This window comes from Candidatus Nitrosotalea sp. TS (genome assembly GCF_011319465.1).
GTDB lineage: Archaea > Thermoproteota > Nitrososphaeria > Nitrososphaerales > Nitrosopumilaceae > Nitrosotalea.
In genome coordinates this window covers 1-20053 of record NZ_RCMB01000012.1, presented here as the reverse complement: position 1 = coordinate 20053, position 20053 = coordinate 1, and the positions used below count along the sequence as shown (strand labels likewise).

Below are 20053 nucleotides of genomic sequence, written 5' to 3'. Positions count from 1 at the left end.
GAAGGCATCAAAATTTACCCCCCCTGTATGCCCTTTTAAATCGCTTTTCGTGTAACCTTCACCCTTTCGCTTCAAAACATGTTCGGAGGGGGCGGTGGCAGGGCCCCCTTCCGGCGTTTGAAATTGGAGAGGCCGGAAGGCGCGCGCGGATTTTCGGGAGGGGCCCGCGCTGGTAGCGTTCACTCGAGCTTTTCCGATGGGGCGGGCCTGGGGTTCCCGTCCATTTGAAGGAATTTGGCGCAGTGTGAATGAAAAAGGCTTATCCAATCAAGAAGGCGCGGCGCCCGTCGCTCCAGACCACTGGACGCATGATAAGTGATTGAAATAACATCGTGTGCGATGTGAACCGCGACGTTCTCCGCCAACTGTACGGGGACCCCGAACAAGACGACGGCTTACCGGACTGCGTCCAGTGAGCCACTAGACGGCCTCACGCTGGACCATAAGCCCGCCGCCTGTGCCGTCCCGCGGTTAATTGGCGGCACGTAGCCCCTGCCAACCGCTCGCGGAGTGATCCTGTGTAAGAAAAGCACGGCCACTTTCCCCTCAGCAACGTCCACAACATATTGATTTACAATGAAGTATTGATTTATCAACCACCCGTCGTCATTTGGGCCGTAGAAGCGGTGATCCACGGCCACTTCTCCTCACATGTCCTCTAGTTAAAACCTGATTAGATTTCCGATAGCTGGTGACCCCACACTAGGGACAACTTCAGACAGATGCGGGGGCTGTGCCCCCTCATCGAGCCTTGAAGCCTCCCCCCGCTATAGCGGGCGGCATGCGCCGCTCGTGAAGCCAAAGAGGACAAAACACATAGCTCATCACCATGGGAAATGCAGCGGACTTCCCGAGTAAGAGAACCTCTTAACTTGTCCGTTGACCGTCGGGCAGGGTATTGCCGAAGATGACGGCTCTATTGGATTCCTCGATAACTTTTGATGAGCGTGACCATCGCGCTTCAGGAGTATCCACACACATCAAGCACCCACTCAACGGACAGGCGGTCATGGTGCCGCTCGTTGTGAAACAGACTGATCCCGTCAGAGAGACCACGGAGGCAGTGGAATACACTTCCAAGCTGATGACCATCGAGCGGCAACTCGAACAGGGTGCAGCCCTAATCCAGCGCACGCTGGTGAGCGTGCTGATGACGGCCCTGGCGGCGCTCTGTGGCCAACGCCTTTACCGTGAGGGACGCAGCCTCTCACGGCCGCAATTCAGCGAGTGCTTGCTTTCTCCTTCCAATGCCGTAACCTCCTCTGAGGAAGTTATCCAGCTCCTTTCTCATTATCTTTACTTAGCGGGGGGCAAGAAGAATGCGTAAACCGAAACCTGTTCGTCATGTGCCTGCTTCTGTTGAATCTGTCGGGGTGTTCCGTGCTCATGGTGGCCAGTCGCGAGAATTAGAAGAGGTGATCTAAATGTCATTCAAATGGGGTGTTCAACGATCCTTAGTGATCGCCGAACTCGGCGAACCTGACAACTTCACCACCCTGGCCGGGGGGGGGATACGATGACCGGTATAAATTAGACCCTTGGTGCTCATCATTGGAGCCTCAAGCTGCTCACAGCAGTAGGATACCTAGCGGGTGATTTTTTTTACGTTGTTCTTGACTGAACTTTATTTTTACCCGATTGAAATCGCCGTCAAGACAGACTTCGTGATCTTATCATCTCACATACGGAGCTAACGGGGTCACTAACAGCGATTGAGAAGATCAAACGTAAGGACTATTCAAACCGTGTTTACGAGCAGTTATACCGGCATCGCCATTGCCATAAGCGTGCTGGGGATGCTCATCTCTCAGTTTCTCCCCAGTCCTATTGCAGCAACAAGCGACATTTCTCACACTTCTCAACCATCAGGAAAGGATGTCACCCATGCCTTAAATGATTTTCATTATTGGTGTCGTTCTCCCTGTACGGATGCGCTGGATCGAAGCCGGAATTATTGGGTATTGCGTAACGACCTCACACATTTCGAGGCGGGCGCATTGCCTCAACGCCTATTACCGGGCTTCTCTCGATCAGCCAATACGTCTTGGCCAAACTGGCTGTTTGCTGGTGGGGTTTAGGTCTCACAAAGGCCATTTGTGCCAATCGAGGAATGCTTTATTAACTCGGCGTCCGTGTTGTCGCAAGACCAGAAAAACTAAGGAAGGTCTGAGTACAATCAGGAATAAATCAGACCTTCCTTAGATGGCTTGATTTTTAGGGGGAGCACTACACCTGTCTATACGCATACAATAAAGAAATTGGGCCGCGAATACAGGGAATTTCTGGAGCGGAAGAGAAGGCAGCAACTGGCCGCTTCTATTAGGGCCCTGGGGAATCAGTATGTACGCGCTACAACACCGGCATTTTCACACGGACATTCCCTGCCAGTTATTGTTTTAAAAATGCCCAAGGCATCGATTAAGGAGAACGCTATGTTATTAAATCAGTCCGCGTCGGGGCAAATCATTGGGAATAAATAATAGTGCCCAAAAAGATGTAGGCAATCTGATGATTCATTTATTTATTTAAGGAAGGTCTGATTAATTCCTGATTGTACTCAGTTGGCACGCACAACACGGCGAATGGAGCTGATTAGTTGTCGGAACGTTGAATAAATCAGACCTTCCCTAGAGAAGATTCTCACCTATATTTCGGCTTTGGTGAACAGGGGGAGATTCGCAGATAATTCTGCGGCACATATTGACTATGAATTGGTTCTGCACCGGAACAAACACCAATGTTCGTAAATTAGTCCGCGTCGGGCAAATCATTGGGGTCGTGAAAATCATTGGGAATAAATAAATAATAGTGCACAAAAAGATGCAGGCAATCTGATGATTTATTCATTTATTTATTTATTCAGCCAGGCAGCGACAAGTACCCTCAGCCATATTTCAATCTCCGATAAAATTATTGATCAGCCTGTGACGGAATGTATTTTAATTACCCGGAGAGGGCAGCACATCGATTTGCAACAACAGGCTCATCGCACTCGGCTCGCGCGGTTGCGCTCGCTGGTAGATAAATAGCTGTGATCATGGTGAATGATTCACGGATGGATCTCTTCATCAGGCTTTCACAGAGCACTGTCTTGCCGGTGATCCCTGGTTGTCTCTTCGTGTCTCTTCGTGAGAAGTCCATATTGGTATCCCTCCGCGTACCAAGTATCCAGTTTCGCCTTCCTAACCCATTCACACCCGTGCACACCCGTGCCGCGCGGTGGTCTTGATCGACGTTCGCGGATGGAGGGGGTGAGCAAACCCCAGCTCCGACCTCAGAGCAGACATGTAGCCGCGCTCGTTTCCCTGACAGAATGCGCTACCCGGTTGGTGCGCGGCTCCTCGCGGGCGTCCCTCACAGAACGGGGCCGGCGTGGATTGGCGCGCCAGGGCCGCCCCCTTCCCCGGCTCTCAGCCGCGAATCGTGATTTCGACGGCCTCCGGCTTGACGCCGAAGGTGTCCGCCAGCTGCCGCTTGGCCTCCGCGAGGGTGAGGATGCTCGGCGCGGGGTGTCCGGCCCGCCGCGGCGGCGGCTTCTCCTCCAGCGGCATCGGCTGAAACGTCACCTTGTCGAGATTGATCCGGAAGTCGGCGAGGGCCCGGTAGCGCACGGGATTGCGCCCCTGATCCCAGGCCTTGGGAAGCTGGATCCGCGCGTACTCGCGAAGGGCGATGAGCCAGCGGACCCCGGGACCCTCATGGTCGTTCGATTTCTGCACGGTCGCAATCCGCCCGAGCAGGAAGCCCATGCCGTGCGGTTCTGTGGCATCCGAAAACTCAGGGTCGGGGTGATGGCGATTTTGGGTGCAGAGCAGCCAGGTGCATTGCTTCGCGCGGGCGGGGTTGAGCACCCACGCTTGCGAACCGCCCTCACGGATGATGCGTTCAGGGCTTCGCGCCGTCAACACCACGATGGTGTCGGCGGTGGGGGGCGTCTTGCCGGCTCCGCCTTGGTGAACGAGAAATGTCATCACGTAACGTGATAGGAACAAGTATGGATGATGTTATCAATGTGTTGCCAAAAAGTATAGGCTGCCTGTTTCAGAAGTGGTCAGTTATGAAACGCCCGCCCCTCACGTAAGAGTCTCTCTTGCGGATGTGGTATAAGCATGCCCTCGCCAGGCACCCTTTCTAGGGATCGCGCTCTTTTATAATTGGATTAGGCCAGAACATACAGGTATGCCGTGTCGGATCGTCAGCACCCTGAAGCATTCACATCAGGGTGCTGACGATCCTGAGACTTAGGGTCGCGCCGCTTTTGCCTTCGCCATGACCTTCGCCTCCAACTCTTCAAACGACCCTCGATTATAGGCGTCGTAAACCGCCGCGAGCGATTGGACGCTTATTGTCGCACTTTGGGAATTTTGTACACTGTCGGCATTGATCCAGACCAATTGCGTCCCATTCCCCTGAAGATTCCAGGAAATCGTTTGGCTGTCTGATGGATTTATTGTAACTACATTCGGCTGCTGGATGCTGGGACCAGCATATTTAATAACGGTACTTGGATCGACGAGCTTATTGACGATATTCACGATAGCGCTCGCTTCCTTGAACTGTACCGAGATGAACTGGTTGATGTCGCTTTGGAGTTGCCCTGAATACCAATGGCTCTGCGGCACGGCATAAAACCGGGTGAAGGCGTTGAAGGCATGGTTCTGGCCGTCGAGAGGTAACGCGATGTTGTTAATGCCGGACGTATTGACCGGCATCTTCACACTTCCGAGAAACGCTTGGACTTGTACACCTGAGGCGCTCTGACCGAGCGAGATGCTGACCGTATTCGTATCGTCGCCCGATACGAAACATAGCGCCGCCAGACCTTGCTTGGCCGTGGTGCCTGGGACAGTGACCGGTACCGGCGGTTGCGAGTTACTCCACACGACATTCACCGGCGCATTGGCGTCATTGTTGGCAGAATTATATAAAAAGATCGCATAAACCTGGCCGGGGTTAAGTCCGCCGGCACAAGTCGCCGTATCTCCAGGGTTGAGGGTGATGAGCTGACCGCCATTCCAATTAATCATCATTCTCTTTCACTCCTTTGTCTGCGGAGCGTAGAACCGCTCCAGTTCGACACATAATTAAAATTTGCTATCCGATTTGAAATGGGTCACCGCTTCAGGCAGAGAAGAAAGCGACGGAGGGTTGCGCATGATGCGCCTCCCTTTGAACGGACGGGCACGGAAGAAGCGTTGCTAAAACCATCTCCATGGGCACCTCCCTGGTAGAAGAACGATTGGGATATCTCTCTGGGTAGCCTACGGCATTGTCCGGAGAAGGCAAGCAATAGATGAATTGAAGAAACGCTTCGGCTCCAGGTCGAATGACATCCGACTGGTGGCTGGTTTGTGACCCACCCGGGAAGTCGGATAGTTCATCCGCTCAGCCCACCCGAGCTGGTCTCGGAGAGCAGGGGGTATTCCTCTCATCACCAACGGGTCGGACAGGGGAGCAGTGGGGCAACACAGAAGACATCAAGTTTTTTGAGAAGGAGCCGAGAAGCGGACTCAACACTCAGTGCGCTTCTGGCGCGACACACCTCACTTTTTTCTCCAGAGATGAAGTTCACTCCATGCTGGTTTCATGCAAGATGTCTTCCGTTGCATAAGTGAGAACCTATTCGACCCGATTGCTTCGAACTGAGGTGCCTTCTAGAATACCCCGTCCTTCAAACTCGCACATCGAATCTCTTGATCGAACCTGAGAGGGTGGTATGCAATTACATCTAAGGGTTGGATTGATTCTTATGGTCTTAGTTGCGACAGCTGGGTGTACGAAGAGGAACTTACAACATGACATCACAGATGTTACTGCCGCGCTGAAAATGTGGGAACTCGAACAGAAGAAAACTGGCGCGCCCCAATCCATCACGTGCCTAAAGCTTGCTTCCGTTATCATCGAAGCTGACGCTACAAAAGAGTTGGATGCAGGAGTTTCTGCTAACGTTCAGCCTTCACCGACTGCGACATCGAATGCAAACGCGACGAGAGCCGGAACAAGTAAGATTACGATACAATGGAACGGTATCAATGATCCGGACAAGGGGTGCACCTCACCTCCCGCCCCATGAGACTTACGATGCATTCTTTACTTCGACAAGCGTATCAGGCGGGAACTCATTGGATTCCTCTCTCCTGTTTCACAAGTGGTAACTTCTGCAACAACACCACAACCCGCCTAAACACTCGCTCTTGACTGTTGCATAAGTCTGTTTCAGATTGCTGCCCGTAATCCCCGGTTGCCTTAGTAAAATAGTATGATAAAGTATGAATTATGAATCATACACGGAGGACGCTATGGCGAGTATTGAACGCATGACCATCACCATGCCTACTGACATGGCAGCGGTTATCAAGACGGCGGTTGACGATGGGGACTATGCCTCTACCAGTGAAGTCGTGCGAGAAGCTGTGCGCGAGTGGAAACAGCGGCGGGCATTCCAGTCTCATGAGTTCGCGGCACTGAAAGCGGATATCGATAAAGGATTGGCGGATATTGCCGCCGGTCGGGTGCGTAAGTTTGATAAAAAGCGCATCATCGCCAAAGGGAGGAAGTTATCAGCCAAGCCTTGACCCTTCACCTCACCGATGCAGCGGAAACCGACCTTGCGGAAATCTGGGGATACATTGCGACCGAAGCGGGTGAACCGACTGCAACCCGTTACCTTGACCGGATTACCAAGACAATAGATGTGGCACGCCACTCTCCACTGATTGGCACGACCCGCGACCAACTCGGCACGGGCTTGCGGGTGACGTTTCACCATCCGTATGCCATTTACTACCAAGTCACCAAGAGAACACTTATCGTCGTCCGGGTTCTTCATGGTGCGCGGGATGCTGCCGCCATCGCTGAGCAAGGCGGATTTATTCACTGACGCAGCAAGGAACCATTTTTGGAAATACAAATACGCCCTCAACGACCCTTGACCGCCATGTCTGACGACGGCTATGTTCGAAGCGAGCATGATGCAGTTGTCATCACAACCACATTTGTAAGGGGGCTACATGAGCAAGAAGGCCGTGTTTTACCACGCAGGGTGTCCGGTATGCGTTGACGCGGAAAAGAACGTCGCGAATGCGCTTGACCGCTCACGCTACAGCGTCGAGATCGTGCATTTGGGAGAGCAGAAGGGTCGCATCACTGAGGCTGAAGCTGCGGGGGTCAAGTCCGTACCGGCCCTCGTGCTTGAGGGGCAGCCGTTTCATATTAACTTCGGAGCCGGACTCGACGCCCTGAAGTAATTTGATATTGCGGCTCCACGCGCCTGTCAAAGTGTGTGGAGCCGTTCCCTCTGCGATTTGCGCTTTTCCTCTTGAAAATACCTTTTTGTACTCAGCACGTTTTCACCTAATGGCCTGCTTCTTTTTGATGGCGGATCGTTAAGACCGTCACAACATCGCCTGCATAGTGATACAGCGCCACATAGCCGCTATCACCAAACTGAATAATGAGTTCGCGGAATTCCGGCAGCATCCCTTCTACCTGCCGCCCGATTTGTGGGTTGCTCTTGAGTAACCTGATGTTTTTGATGATGGCTTGTCCTGCCCGCTTTGCGCTGACAGGGGTTTTTGTAAGGAGAAATTCCTGCACCCGTTCAAGATTGCGGATAGCACGTTCGGTAAGGATTACTTGTGGCATTTGGGAGCGGGCTTTGTTTGTTGCTCACCCCATGTTTCCAGCCATGTAATGACCTCATCACCCGTGACATGTTTTCCCGTTGTCTGATAGTCCTTCCATGCAGTGAGGGCTTCCTTTTTGAAGTCTTCGCGTTGTTCTTCCCGCTCTACATACTGAGCAATCGCTTCGCGCATCAGCCAGTGGGGTTTGCGTTGCCGCAGGCTGGCTAACCGCTTCAGCCTGTTTTTTAGAGCCGCGTCAATTTTGACAGCCACAGGGCTTATTGTGGTGGTGTTCATGTTATGTTCTCTCCTAGTATTACCGAGTAATACTACAAGATGTCGTTGCTGGCAAGCGGTCTTTTACCGCTCTACTCCTCTCCCCTGCTTCCAACCCTGCACAATAGGGTGCTGGTGTTTTTATCCCTCATAACCTTTTCCCTTGCGCGGGTTTTTGTTTGATTGACAGACTGCAATATAGGGTGTACCCATACGTGCATGCGTACTGCCTTCTATATCCGCGTGTCCTCACCCAGAGGACAGAAGACCGATAGCCAACGCGCCGAGCTGGAAGCATGGCGCACACGGCAACGGTTGAAAGCGGTGCGCTGGTTTGAAGATAAAGACAGCGCGACTAATTTCCAGCGTCCAGCGTTTCAGCAATTACAAAGCGCAATATTCAAGGGTGAAATTGAGACGGTGGTGGTGTGGAAACTCGACCGCCTCGCCCGCAGCCTCAAGGACGGAATCAATATCCTCGCTGACTGGTGCAAACGTGACGTGCGGGTGATTGCTGTCACGCAGCAAATCGACCTGAGCGGCACAGTGGGACATCTCATTGCCAGCTTGCTCTTTGGCATTGCCGAAATGGAATTGCAGCACACCAAAGAACGGCAAGCTATCGGCATTGCCCTTGCCCGTCAGCGTGGGGTGTACAAGGGACGGCTGGCAGGCACGACGAAAGCTACCCCGAAACGAGCGCAGGAACTCAGGCGGCAAGGTCTGACCGTTCCCGAAATCGCCAACGCGCTGAACGTATCGCCGCGCACGGTGTTCAACTATCTGCACCTGAGCAGACCCCACTCTGTATGAGTCGTGAGAATGCGCGACAACTTTTTCTCCTACTTCACAGCTGGTGCGTCGTTTGTCGTACTAGGTACCTCTGAATCGCATCCCTTGTGTGGAAATGAAACTTCTGAAGGCGATATGTCTTCTTGCTTATGGTAACGCTTGTGGTACCATTTATAAATGATTGAGATGAGAGGTTACATCGACCGAAACGGTCGTGCGGTGTTCAAAGAGTGGTTTGACGAGTTGGAAGCTACGGCAAGTGCCAAAGTCGCTATCGCGTTGACCCGGATGGAGCTGGGCAATTTCTCCAATACCAATGGCGTTGGTAGCAGTGTGCTTGAATACCGGATTGATTGGGGGGCGGGTTACCGGATTTATTTTGCGAAGGATGGAGACGCTCTGATTATCCTTCTGGCAGGCGGCACCAAGCGGAGACAGAACAGCGACATTGAAACGGCTCTTTCCCGCTGGGCGGACTATAAATTACGGAAGAAAGGGATATGAATATGCCACTGACACATGATTTTAAGGAGACCATTCGCACGCGGGCGCAAAAGGACAAGGCGTTTCGTGACGCGCTCTTGCGCGAAGGAATTGAGGCCTTCGTCTCAGGCGATGTTGAAGCGGGCAAAGCAGTGATGCGCGATTACATTAATGCGACTATCGGCTTTGGAGCCTTGTCCAAAGCGACCAAGATGCCTTCTAAAAGCCTGATGCGCCAGTTCAGCCCATCCGGTAATCCGCAGGCGCGGAACCTGTTTGCGGTACTTGGCTATTTACAGAAGCAGGCAGGTCTGAGTTTTGAGCTGCGCCCTGCCAAGCACTAACTTTTTCCTGAGCCATTTTAGAGGAAGAGCAGGTAAAAACCATTCGCCACACAACATGTTTGTGAAAGACGAAAATAACGAACACCCGCTCTTATAATGCCGCACTAATTTGCAAACGTATTTTGGACTTTCCATTGACTCTAATCCTTTAGTCTTATATAGCACATATTATATATGATATTATACCTATATAACTATAGTGATATTATAATATAACATGCTAGGATAATTCGCGATGAAATCCCTTGCTGTTATCAGTCAAAAAGGCGGTAGTGGTAAATCGACCACCGCGCAGGGTTTAGCCGTGGAAGCCATGCGTACAGGTCTGAAAGTTGCCTTAATCGACCTTGACCAACAGGCTTCTACTGGTAAATGGAGCGACCGACGCGAAGAGTCCGACCGATTGGCTGTTGTATGTAGTCCAGCAGCACGATTGCCAAAGGTTTTAAACCAAGCCAAAACGGAGGGCGTTGATTTTGTCGTCATTGACACCCCACCCCATGCCGGACAGATAGCCATTGAAGCGGCAAAGCTTGCCGACCGGATTTTGATTCCAATCGAACCGCATATTTCCAGTTTAGAGACTCTCACCACGGTATCCGATATTCTCAATCTTGCAGGGAAGCCACCTGCTGAGGTTCTTATCAATGATGCTCCCGTACAGGGACGCAGACACGAGGACGCACGGGAATGGTTAATAGAGCAGGGCTTCAAGGTTGCGCCTGTTGTGTTGTTTCATCGTGCCGCTCATTCCGACGCCGGAGACCTTGGAAAGACAGCCGGGGAACTCGACCCGCTCGGCAAAGCAGCTGTTGAAATGAAACAATTATATATCTATATTTATAGATTATTATAATGCTCTAGGATTATATTAATATGAAAAAACACAGTGCGCTTAAACAATCACTTTCCGCCGCAGCCGGAAAACCCGTTCCACTTGAACCCAATCCCACGGTACTACCGAAGACAAAGCAGCAATCTAAAGATGTTTTAGTAGGCGCGTTTTATGCGCCTGAAGTCCGCAAGGCTCTACGCTTCATTGAAGCGGAAAGCGGCTTGACCCTGAAACAGCTTCTCGGACGTGCAATCAATCAACTTGCTGTGGAATACGGCAAACCGGAACCCTATACCGATACCGACCACCGCTCACAAAATTAACCACAAATATACGATTGTTCCATGCCACTTACTCCACAACAAGAAAACTTCCTTGATGCTGCCGTAGCCATCCGCCTTGACCCCGATAAAGCGGAAGCTGCTTTTATCGCGCGCCAACTTGTTCAAGCAACCTTGCCACACAGAAACCCTAAAACTGATACATGGCGTCGAACCAACGGCAATTTTGTTTTGGGTATGCAAGCTGGTTATGATGCGCTCACCGATAAGAAGTACGGATTACCTTATGGCACGATTCCCAGACTTTTGCTCTTTTGGATAACCACCGAAGCACTGCGAACAGCGAACCGCCGCCTTGAACTCGGTAACAGTTTAGCTTCATTCATGCGTCAACTTGACCTTGATCCAAGTAGGGGCGGGAAACGTAGCGATGCCAAACGAATACGTGAACAGATGGAACGCCTCTTTAATGCCAAAATCAGTTTTCAACAGAGCCACAACCAAAAAGGAAAAAAAGGTTACGCCTGGATGAACATGGACGTAGCACCAAAAGGCATGTTGTGGTGGGATGAGAAGCAACCACATCAAAGCACCCTTTGGAAAAGCTGGATTCAGTTAGGAGAGGAATTTTTTGCCGCTATTACTTCCTCACCGGTTCCTGTTGATATGCGAGCATTAAAAGCTTTAAAGAGCAGCCCCTTAGCGTTAGACCTCTATTCTTGGGCTACCTACACCGCCTACCGAACACAGCAAAATGGACAGGCTCGTAGTATCTCGTGGAAAATCCTTCATAACCAATTAGGGACAGAAAACCACGACATAAAGGACTTTTCAAAGAAAGCCAAAGCTGCTTTCAAAAAAATCCAACAAGTTTATCCTGACTTAGGGCTTCAATATATCAGGGGTGGCGTGAGCGTCTTACCCTGCAATCCTGCCATTACAATCAAACTAAAACCCCAACAGTTAACCCATCATCTTGATACCCTGAAATAGCCCACCTTTCTTAATAACCACCTGATTTGCCGTAATTCTTTATTTGCCAAAGTTATCCACATTCGACACTGAATAGAAAAGTTATCCACGCTGAAATAGCCCCCCTATGATACGCTGAAATAGCCCCCCTATGATACGCTGAAATAGCCCCCCTATCTTTAATAAAGAAATATAGTAATTTCTGTAGTTGTTTCGTTCCGAACTGTGGAAAACTTTGTTATCTGGATTCGGAATAGGGGAAAAGCCAAAGATGATTTGCCGGTAGTGCCTTCTTCCAGTAAGCCCTCAGTAGGGCATTGGAAAAAGACTTTGTTTCTTTCCCTCAACTCAGGCTAGAGCCAAAGGAAAGAAAGAAGATTGCCTTCAAAAGGGTGTCAGAGGAGGGGGGAGGTCACAGGATGCTATCGAACGCCATCATAAAACGCCTAGGAAGGCCACAGAGCAACGAAACGGAGTGAGGGTAAGGGGGGGGAAGGCATCAAAATTTACCCCCCTGTATGCCCTTTTAAATCGCTTTTCGTGTAACCTTCACCCTTTCGCTTCAAAACATGTTCGGAGGGGGCGGTGGCAGGGCCCCCTTCCGGCGTTTGAAATTGGAGAGGCCGGAAGGCGCGCGCGGATTTTCGGAGGGCCCGCGCTGGTAGCGTTCACTCGAGCTTTTCCGATGGGCGGGCCTGGGGTTCCCGTCCATTTGAAGGAATTTGGCGCAGTGTGAATGAAAAAGGCTTATCCAATCAAGAAGGCGCGCCGCCCGTCGCTCCAGACACTGGACGCATGATAAGTGATTGAAATAACATCGTGTGCGATGTGAAACCGCGACGTTCTCCGCCAACTGTACGGGGACCCCGAACAAGACGACGGCTTACCGGACTGGTCCAGTGAGCCACTAGACGGCCTCACGCTGGACCATAAGCCCGCCGCCTGTGCCGTCCCGCGGTTAATTGGCGGCACGTAGCCCCTGCCAACCGCTCGCGGAGTGATCCTGTGTAAGAAAAAGCACGGCCACTTCCCCTCAGCAACGTCACAACATATTGATTTACAATGAAGTATTGATTTATCAACCACCCGTCGTCATTTGGGCGTAGAAGCGGTGATCCACGGCCACTTCTCCTCACATGTCCTCTAGTTAAACCTGATAGATTTCCGATAGCTGGTGACCCCACACTAGGGACAACTTCAGACAGATGCGGGGGCTGTGCCCCCTCATCGAGCCTTGAAGCCTCCCCCGCTATAGCGGGCGGCATGCGCCGCTCGTGAAGCCAAAGAGGACAAAACACATAGCTCATCACCATGGGAAATGCAGCGGACTTCCCGAGTAAGAGAACCTCTTAACTTGTCCGTTGACCGTCGGGCAGGGTATGCCGAAGATGACGGCTCTATGGATTCCTCGATAACTTTGATGAGCGTGACCATCGCGCTTCAGAGTATCCACACACATCAAGCACCCACTCAACGGACAGGCGGTCATGGTGCCGCTCGTTGTGAAACAGACTGATCCCGTCAGAGAGACCACGGAGGCAGTGGAATACACTTCCAAGCTGATGACCATCGAGCGGCAACTCGAACAGGTGCAGCCCTAATCCAGCGCACGCTGGTGAGCGTGCTGATGACGGCCCTGGCGGCGCTCGTGGCCAACGCCTTACCGTGAGGGACGCAGCCTCTCACGGCCGCAATTCAGCGAGTGCTTGCTTTCTCCTTCCAATGCCGTAACCTCCTCTGAGGAAGTATCCAGCTCCTTTCTCATTATCTTTACTTAGCGGGGGCAAGAAGAATGCGTAAACCAAACCTGTTCGTCATGTGCCTGCTTCTGTTGAATCTGTCGGGGTGTTCCGTGCTCATGGTGGCCAGTCGCGAGAATAGAAGAGGTGATCTAAATGTCATTCAAATGGGTGTTCAACGATCCTTAGTGATCGCCGAACTCGGCGAACCTGACAACTTCACCACCCTGGCCGGGGGGGGATACGATGACCGGTATAAATTAGACCCTGGTGCTCATCATTGGAGCCTCAAGCTGCTCACAGCAGTAGGATACCTAGCGGGTGATTTTTTTACGTTGTTCTTGACTGAACTTATTTTTACCCCGATTGAAATCGCCGTCAAAGACAGACTCGTGATCTATCATCTCACATACGGAGCTAACGGGTCACTAACAGCGATTGAGAAGATCAAACCGTAAGGACTATTCAAACCGTGTTTACGAGCAGTATACCGGCATCGCCATTGCCATAAGCGTGCTGGGGATGCTCATCTCTCAGTTTCTCCCCAGTCCTATTGCAGCAACAAGCGACATTTCTCACACTTCTCAACCATCAGGAAAGGATGTCACCCATGCCTAAAATGATTTCATTATTGGTGTCGTTCTCCCTGTACGGATGCGCTGGATCGAAGCCGGAATATTGGGTATTGCGTAACGACCTCACACATTTCGAGCGGGCGCATTGCCTCAACGCCTATACCGGGCTCTCTCGATCAGCCAATACGTCTTGGCCAAACTGGCTGTTTGCTGGTGGGTTAGGTCTCACAAAGGCCATTGTGCCAATCGAGGAATGCTTTATTAACTCGGCGTCCGTGTTGTCGCAAGACCAGAAAAACTAAGGAAGGTCTGAGTACAATCAGGAATAAATCAGACCTTCCTTAGATGGCTTGATTTTAGGGGAGCACTACACCTGTCTATACGCATACAATAAAGAAAATTGGGCCGCGAATACAGGGAATTTCTGGAGCGGAAGAGAAGGCAGCAACTGGCCGCTTCTATTAGGGCCCTGGGGAATCAGTATGTACGCGCTACAACACCGGCATTTTCACACGGACATCCCTGCCAGTTATTGTTTTAAAAATGCCCAAGGCATCGATTAAGGAGAACGCTATGTTATTAAATCAGTCCGCGTCGGGCAAATCATTGGGAATAAATAATAGTGCCCAAAAAGATGTAGGCAATCTGATGATTCATTTATTTATTAAGGAAGGTCTGATTAATTCCTGATTGTACTCAGTTGGCACGCACAACACGGCGAATGGAGCTGATTAGTTGTCGGAACGTTGAATAAATCAGACCTTCCCTAGAGAAGATTCTCACCTATATTTCGGCTTTGGTGAACAGGGGGAGATTCGCAGATAATTCTGCGGCACATATTGACTATGAATTGGTTCTGCACCGGAACAAACACCAATGTTCGTAAATTAGTCCGCGTCGGGCAAATCATTGGGGTCGTGAAAATCATTGGGAATAAATAAATAATAGTGCACAAAAAGATGCAGGCAATCTGATGATTTATTCATTTATTTATTTATTCAGCCAGGCAGCGACAAGTACCCTCAGCCATATTTCAATCTCCGATAAAATTATTGATCAGCCTGTGACGGAATGTATTTTAATTACCCGGAGAGGGCAGCACATCGATTTGCAACAACAGGCTCATCGCACTCGGCTCGCGCGGTTGCGCTCGCTGGTAGATAAATAGCTGTGATCATGGTGAATGATTCACGGATGGATCTCTTCATCAGGCTTTCACAGAGCACTGTCTTGCCGGTGATCCCTGGTTGTCTCTTCGTGTCTCTTCGTGAGAAGTCCATATTGGTATCCCTCCGCGTACCAAGTATCCAGTTTCGCCTTCCTAACCCATTCACACCCGTGCACACCCGTGCCGCGCGGTGGTCTTGATCGACGTTCGCGGATGGAGGGGGTGAGCAAACCCCAGCTCCGACCTCAGAGCAGACATGTAGCCGCGCTCGTTTCCCTGACAGAATGCGCTACCCGGTTGGTGCGCGGCTCCTCGCGGGCGTCCCTCACAGAACGGGGCCGGCGTGGATTGGCGCGCCAGGGCCGCCCCCTTCCCCGGCTCTCAGCCGCGAATCGTGATTTCGACGGCCTCCGGCTTGACGCCGAAGGTGTCCGCCAGCTGCCGCTTGGCCTCCGCGAGGGTGAGGATGCTCGGCGCGGGGTGTCCGGCCCGCCGCGGCGGCGGCTTCTCCTCCAGCGGCATCGGCTGAAACGTCACCTTGTCGAGATTGATCCGGAAGTCGGCGAGGGCCCGGTAGCGCACGGGATTGCGCCCCTGATCCCAGGCCTTGGGAAGCTGGATCCGCGCGTACTCGCGAAGGGCGATGAGCCAGCGGACCCCGGGACCCTCATGGTCGTTCGATTTCTGCACGGTCGCAATCCGCCCGAGCAGGAAGCCCATGCCGTGCGGTTCTGTGGCATCCGAAAACTCAGGGTCGGGGTGATGGCGATTTTGGGTGCAGAGCAGCCAGGTGCATTGCTTCGCGCGGGCGGGGTTGAGCACCCACGCTTGCGAACCGCCCTCACGGATGATGCGTTCAGGGCTTCGCGCCGTCAACACCACGATGGTGTCGGCGGTGGGGGGCGTCTTGCCGGCTCCGCCTTGGTGAACGAGAAATGTCATCACGTAACGTGATAGGAACAAGTATGGATGATGTTATCAATGTGTTGCCAAAAAGTATAGGCTGCCTGTTTCAGAAGTGGTCAGTTATGAAACGCCCGCCCCTCACGTAAGAGTCTCTCTTGCGGATGTGGTATAAGCATGCCCTCGCCAGGCACCCTTTCTAGGGATCGCGCTCTTTTATAATTGGATTAGGCCAGAACATACAGGTATGCCGTGTCGGATCGTCAGCACCCTGAAGCATTCACATCAGGGTGCTGACGATCCTGAGACTTAGGGTCGCGCCGCTTTTGCCTTCGCCATGACCTTCGCCTCCAACTCTTCAAACGACCCTCGATTATAGGCGTCGTAAACCGCCGCGAGCGATTGGACGCTTATTGTCGCACTTTGGGAATTTTGTACACTGTCGGCATTGATCCAGACCAATTGCGTCCCATTCCCTGAAGATTCCAGGAAATCGTTTGGCTGTCTGATGGATTTATTGTAACTACATTCGGCTGCTGGATGCTGGGACCAGCATATTTAATAACGGTACTTGGATCGACGAGCTTATTGACGATATTCACGATAGCGCTCGCTTCCTTGAACTGTACCGAGATGAACTGGTTGATGTCGCTTTGGAGTTGCCCTGAATACCAATGGCTCTGCGGCACGGCATAAAACCGGGTGAAGGCGTTGAAGGCATGGTTCTGGCCGTCGAGAGGTAACGCGATGTTGTTAATGCCGGACGTATTGACCGGCATCTTCACACTTCCGAGAAACGCTTGGACTTGTACACCTGAGGCGCTCTGACCGAGCGAGATGCTGACCGTATTCGTATCGTCGCCCGATACGAAACATAGCGCCGCCAGACCTTGCTTTGGCCGTGGTGCCTGGGACAGTGACCGGTACCGGCGGTTGCGAGTTACTCCACACGACATTCACCGGCGCATTGGCGTCATTGTTGGCAGAATTATATAAAAAGATCGCATAAACCTGGCCGGGGTTAAGTCCGCCGGCACAAGTCGCCGTATCTCCAGGGTTGAGGGTGATGAGCTGACCGCCATTCCAATTAATCATCATTCTCTTTCACTCCTTTGTCTGCGGAGCGTAGAACCGCTCCAGTTCGACACATAATTAAAATTTGCTATCCGATTTGAAATGGGTCACCGCTTCAGGCAGAGAAGAAAGCGACGGAGGGTTGCGCATGATGCGCCTCCCTTTGAACGGACGGGCACGGAAGAAGCGTTGCTAAAACCATCTCCATGGGCACCTCCCTGGTAGAAGAACGATTGGGATATCTCTCTGGGTAGCCTACGGCATTGTCCGGAGAAGGCAAGCAATAGATGAATTGAAGAAACGCTTCGGCTCCAGGTCGAATGACATCCGACTGGTGGCTTGGTTTGTGACCCACCCGGGAAGTCGGATAGTTCATCCGCTCAGCCCACCCGAGCTGGTCTCGGAGAGCAGGGGGTATTCCTCTCATCACCAACGGGTCGGACAGGGGAGCAGTGGGGCAACACAGAAGACATCAAGTTTTTTGAGAAGGAGCCGAGAAGCGGACTCAACACTCAGTGCGCTTCTGGCGCGACACACCTCACTTTTTTCTCCAGAGATGAAGTTCACTCCATGCTGGTTTCATGCAAGATGTCTTCCGTTGCATAAGTGAGAACCTATTCGACCCGATTGCTTCGAACTGAGGTGCCTTCTAGAATACCCGTCCTTCAAACTCGCACATCGAATCTCTTGATCGAACCTGAGAGGGTGGTATGCAATTACATCTAAGGGTTGGATTGATTCTTATGGTCTTAGTTGCGACAGCTGGGTGTACGAAGAGGAACTTACAACATGACATCACAGATGTTACTGCCGCGCTGAAAATGTGGGAACTCGAACAGAAGAAAACTGGCGCGCCCCAATCCATCACGTGCCTAAAGCTTGCTTCCGTTATCATCGAAGCTGACGCTACAAAAGAGTTGGATGCAGGAGTTTCTGCTAACGTTCAGCCTTCACCGACTGCGACATCGAATGCAAACGCGACGAGAGCCGGAACAAGTAAGATTACGATACAATGGAACGGTATCAATGATCCGGACAAGGGGTGCACCTCACCTCCCGCCCCATGAGACTTACGATGCATTCTTTACTTCGACAAGCGTATCAGGCGGGAACTCATTGGATTCCTCTCTCCTGTTTCACAAGTGGTAACTTCTGCAACAACACCACAACCCGCCTAAACACTCGCTCTTGACTGTTGCATAAGTCTGTTTCAGATTGCTGCCCGTAATCCCCGGTTGCCTTAGTAAAATAGTATGATAAAGTATGAATTATGAATCATACACGGAGGACGCTATGGCGAGTATTGAACGCATGACCATCCACCATGCCTACTGACATGGCAGCGGTTATCAAGACGGCGGTTGACGATGGGGACTATGCCTCTACCAGTGAAGTCGTGCGAGAAGCTGTGCGCGAGTGGAAACAGCGGCGGGCATTCCAGTCTCATGAGTTCGCGGCACTGAAAGCGGATATCGATAAAGGATTGGCGGATATTGCGCCGGTCGGTGCGTAAGTTTGATAAAAAGCGCATCATCGCCAAAGGGAGGAAGTTATCAGCCAAGCCTTGACCCTTCACCTCACCGATGCAGCGGAAACCGACCTTGCGGAAATCTGGGGATACATTGCGACCGAAGCGGGTGAACCGACTGCAACCCGTTACCTTGACCGGATTACCAAGACAATAGATGTGGCACGCCACTCTCCACTGATTGGCACGACCCGCGACCAACTCGGCACGGGCTTGCGGGTGACGTTTCACCATCCGTATGCCATTTACTACCAAGTCACCAAGAGAACACTTATCGTCGTCCGGGTTCTTCATGGTGCGCGGGATGCTGCCGCCATCGCTGAGCAAGGCGGATTTATTCACTGACGCAGCAAGGAACCATTTTTGGAAATACAAATACGCCCTCAACGACCCTTGACCGCCATGTCTGACGACGGCTATGTTCGAAGCGAGCATGATGCAGTTTGTCATCACAACCACATTTGTAAGGGGCTACATGAGCAAGAAGGCCGTGTTTTACCACGCAGGGTGTCCGGTATGCGTTGACGCGGAAAAGAACGTCGCGAATGCGCTTGACCGCTCACGCTACAGCGTCGAGATCGTGCATTTGGGAGAGCAGAAGGGTCGCATCACTGAGGCTGAAGCTGCGGGGGTCAAGTCCGTACCGGCCCTCGTGCTTGAGGGGCAGCCGTTTCATATTAACTTCGGAGCCGGACTCGACGCCCTGAAGTAATTTGATATTGCGGCTCCACGCGCCTGTCAAAGTGTGTGGAGCCGTTCCCTCTGCGATTTGCGCTTTTCCTCTTGAAAATACCTTTTTGTACTCCAGCACGTTTTCACCTAATGGCCTGCTTCTTTTTGATGGCGGATCGTTAAGACCGTCACAACATCGCCTGCATAGTGATACAGCGCCACATAGCCGCTATCACCAAACTGAATAATGAGTTCGCGGAATTCCGGCAGCATCCCTTCTACCTGCCGCCCGATTTGTGGGTTGCTCTTGAGTAACCTGATGTTTTTGATGATGGCTTGTCCTGCCCGCTTTGCGCTGACAGGGGTTTTTGTAAGGAGAAATTCCTGCACCCGTTCAAGATTGCGGATAGCACGTTCGGTAAGGATTACTTGTGGCATTTGGGAGCGGGCTTTGTTTGTTGCTCACCCCATGTTTCCAGCCATGTAATGACCTCATCACCCGTGACATGTTTTCCCGTTGTCTGATAGTCCTTCCATGCAGTGAGGGCTTCCTTTTTGAAGTCTTCGCGTTGTTCTTCCCGCTCTACATACTGAGCAATCGCTTCGCGCATCAGCCAGTGGGGTTTGCGTTGCCGCAGGCTGGCTAACCGCTTCAGCCTGTTTTTTAGAGCCGCGTCAATTTTGACAGCCACAGGGCTTATTGTGGTGGTGTTCATGTTATGTTCTCTCCTAGTATTACCGAGTAATACTACAAGATGTCGTTGCTGGCAAGCGGTCTTTTACCGC

21 protein-coding genes are annotated in these 20053 nt (G+C 51.8%); 12 read left to right on the top strand and 9 right to left on the bottom strand.

Features of this window, described 5'->3' with window-relative positions:
- The first annotated feature begins 919 nt into the window (after nucleotides 1-919).
- Nucleotides 920-1327 carry a hypothetical protein gene (locus DYY67_RS05845; RefSeq protein ID WP_166391577.1) on the top strand — a complete coding sequence of 136 codons (408 nt, stop codon included), beginning with the start codon at nucleotides 920-922 and terminating at the stop codon, nucleotides 1325-1327.
- Nucleotides 1328-3410: 2083 nt separating this feature from the next.
- Here the strand turns inward: DYY67_RS05845 and DYY67_RS05840 are convergent.
- Complete coding sequence (locus tag DYY67_RS05840; protein WP_166391559.1) at nucleotides 3411-3971, bottom strand: hypothetical protein; 561 nt, start codon at nucleotides 3969-3971, stop codon at nucleotides 3411-3413.
- A 270-nt stretch (nucleotides 3972-4241) separates the two neighbouring features.
- On the bottom strand, nucleotides 4242-5030 hold the full coding sequence (locus tag DYY67_RS05835) for a hypothetical protein (RefSeq protein ID WP_166391575.1): 789 nt from the start codon (nucleotides 5028-5030) through the stop codon (nucleotides 4242-4244).
- Between the two features lie 1239 nt (nucleotides 5031-6269).
- Here DYY67_RS05835 and DYY67_RS05830 point away from each other — a divergent pair.
- The 3 genes from DYY67_RS05830 (at nucleotide 6270) to DYY67_RS05820 (ending at nucleotide 7247) form a co-directional block, all read left to right on the top strand.
- Entirely contained in the window at nucleotides 6270-6575 is a 306-nt protein-coding gene (locus DYY67_RS05830; protein ID WP_445082575.1) for a ribbon-helix-helix domain-containing protein, read from the top strand.
- Nucleotides 6572-6880 carry a type II toxin-antitoxin system RelE/ParE family toxin gene (locus DYY67_RS05825; protein ID WP_166391557.1) on the top strand — a complete coding sequence of 103 codons (309 nt, stop codon included), beginning with the start codon at nucleotides 6572-6574 and terminating at the stop codon, nucleotides 6878-6880. The genes DYY67_RS05830 and DYY67_RS05825 overlap by 4 nt, the downstream gene beginning before the upstream one ends.
- A gap of 130 nt (nucleotides 6881-7010) precedes the next feature.
- Nucleotides 7011-7247: a thioredoxin family protein gene (locus DYY67_RS05820; protein WP_166391573.1), complete on the top strand. Its 237-nt coding sequence runs from the start codon at nucleotides 7011-7013 to the stop codon at nucleotides 7245-7247.
- 106 nt (nucleotides 7248-7353) lie between these two features.
- Here DYY67_RS05820 and DYY67_RS05815 read toward each other — a convergent pair whose 3' ends face one another.
- Together DYY67_RS05815 and DYY67_RS05810 are read right to left on the bottom strand one after the other, a co-directional pair.
- Nucleotides 7354-7644, bottom strand: a complete 291-nt coding sequence (locus tag DYY67_RS05815) for a type II toxin-antitoxin system RelE/ParE family toxin (protein WP_166391555.1) — start codon at nucleotides 7642-7644, stop codon at nucleotides 7354-7356.
- Nucleotides 7632-7922 carry a CopG family ribbon-helix-helix protein gene (locus DYY67_RS05810; protein ID WP_166391553.1) on the bottom strand — a complete coding sequence of 97 codons (291 nt, stop codon included), beginning with the start codon at nucleotides 7920-7922 and terminating at the stop codon, nucleotides 7632-7634. The genes DYY67_RS05815 and DYY67_RS05810 overlap by 13 nt, the downstream gene beginning before the upstream one ends.
- 198 nt (nucleotides 7923-8120) lie before the next feature.
- On the opposite strand from DYY67_RS05810, the gene DYY67_RS05805 reads away from it, so the two are divergent.
- The 7 genes from DYY67_RS05805 to DYY67_RS05775 all read left to right on the top strand — a co-directional run bounded on the left by DYY67_RS05805 (nucleotide 8121) and on the right by DYY67_RS05775 (nucleotide 13805).
- Nucleotides 8121-8714, top strand: a complete 594-nt coding sequence (locus DYY67_RS05805; RefSeq protein WP_166391571.1) for a recombinase family protein — start codon at nucleotides 8121-8123, stop codon at nucleotides 8712-8714.
- Between the two features lie 156 nt (nucleotides 8715-8870).
- A complete protein-coding gene (locus tag DYY67_RS05800) occupies nucleotides 8871-9197 on the top strand; it encodes a type II toxin-antitoxin system RelE/ParE family toxin (RefSeq protein WP_168711845.1) in 327 nt (108 codons plus the stop codon).
- Between the two features lie 2 nt (nucleotides 9198-9199).
- Complete coding sequence (locus DYY67_RS05795; protein ID WP_166391569.1) at nucleotides 9200-9520, top strand: transcriptional regulator; 321 nt, start codon at nucleotides 9200-9202, stop codon at nucleotides 9518-9520.
- Nucleotides 9521-9755: 235 nt separating this feature from the next.
- Entirely contained in the window at nucleotides 9756-10376 is a 621-nt protein-coding gene (locus tag DYY67_RS05790) for a ParA family protein (RefSeq protein WP_166391567.1), read from the top strand.
- Nucleotides 10377-10396: 20 nt separating this feature from the next.
- Nucleotides 10397-10678 carry a ribbon-helix-helix domain-containing protein gene (locus DYY67_RS05785; protein WP_166391565.1) on the top strand — a complete coding sequence of 94 codons (282 nt, stop codon included), beginning with the start codon at nucleotides 10397-10399 and terminating at the stop codon, nucleotides 10676-10678.
- A gap of 21 nt (nucleotides 10679-10699) precedes the next feature.
- Nucleotides 10700-11629 (top strand): replication protein RepA, encoded by a 930-nt coding sequence (locus DYY67_RS05780; protein WP_166391563.1) that lies wholly within the window; start codon nucleotides 10700-10702, stop codon nucleotides 11627-11629.
- Between the two features lie 1771 nt (nucleotides 11630-13400).
- Nucleotides 13401-13805 (top strand): hypothetical protein, encoded by a 405-nt coding sequence (locus DYY67_RS05775; RefSeq protein WP_166391561.1) that lies wholly within the window; start codon nucleotides 13401-13403, stop codon nucleotides 13803-13805.
- A gap of 1666 nt (nucleotides 13806-15471) precedes the next feature.
- Here DYY67_RS05775 and DYY67_RS05770 read toward each other — a convergent pair.
- The 3 genes from DYY67_RS05770 to DYY67_RS11575 all read right to left on the bottom strand — a co-directional run bounded on the left by DYY67_RS05770 (nucleotide 15472) and on the right by DYY67_RS11575 (nucleotide 19030).
- Nucleotides 15472-16032 carry a hypothetical protein gene (locus tag DYY67_RS05770; protein WP_166391559.1) on the bottom strand — a complete coding sequence of 187 codons (561 nt, stop codon included), beginning with the start codon at nucleotides 16030-16032 and terminating at the stop codon, nucleotides 15472-15474.
- Between the two features lie 371 nt (nucleotides 16033-16403).
- Nucleotides 16404-16949 (bottom strand): hypothetical protein, encoded by a 546-nt coding sequence (locus DYY67_RS05765; RefSeq protein WP_255492885.1) that lies wholly within the window; start codon nucleotides 16947-16949, stop codon nucleotides 16404-16406.
- A gap of 1409 nt (nucleotides 16950-18358) precedes the next feature.
- A complete protein-coding gene (locus tag DYY67_RS11575) occupies nucleotides 18359-19030 on the bottom strand; it encodes a hypothetical protein (protein ID WP_320415985.1) in 672 nt (223 codons plus the stop codon).
- Nucleotides 19031-19070: 40 nt separating this feature from the next.
- Between DYY67_RS11575 and DYY67_RS05755 the strand changes: the two genes are divergently transcribed.
- The gene (locus DYY67_RS05755; protein WP_166391573.1) at nucleotides 19071-19307 is read left to right on the top strand and encodes a thioredoxin family protein; all 237 of its coding nucleotides are present in this window, start codon (nucleotides 19071-19073) and stop codon (nucleotides 19305-19307) included.
- Between the two features lie 107 nt (nucleotides 19308-19414).
- On the opposite strand, the gene DYY67_RS05750 is transcribed toward DYY67_RS05755, so the two are convergent.
- The gene (locus tag DYY67_RS05750) at nucleotides 19415-19705 is read right to left on the bottom strand and encodes a type II toxin-antitoxin system RelE/ParE family toxin (protein WP_166391555.1); all 291 of its coding nucleotides are present in this window, start codon (nucleotides 19703-19705) and stop codon (nucleotides 19415-19417) included.
- Nucleotides 19693-19983 carry a CopG family ribbon-helix-helix protein gene (locus DYY67_RS05745; RefSeq protein WP_166391553.1) on the bottom strand — a complete coding sequence of 97 codons (291 nt, stop codon included), beginning with the start codon at nucleotides 19981-19983 and terminating at the stop codon, nucleotides 19693-19695. The genes DYY67_RS05750 and DYY67_RS05745 overlap by 13 nt, the downstream gene beginning before the upstream one ends.
- Nucleotides 19984-20053 lie beyond the last annotated feature (70 nt).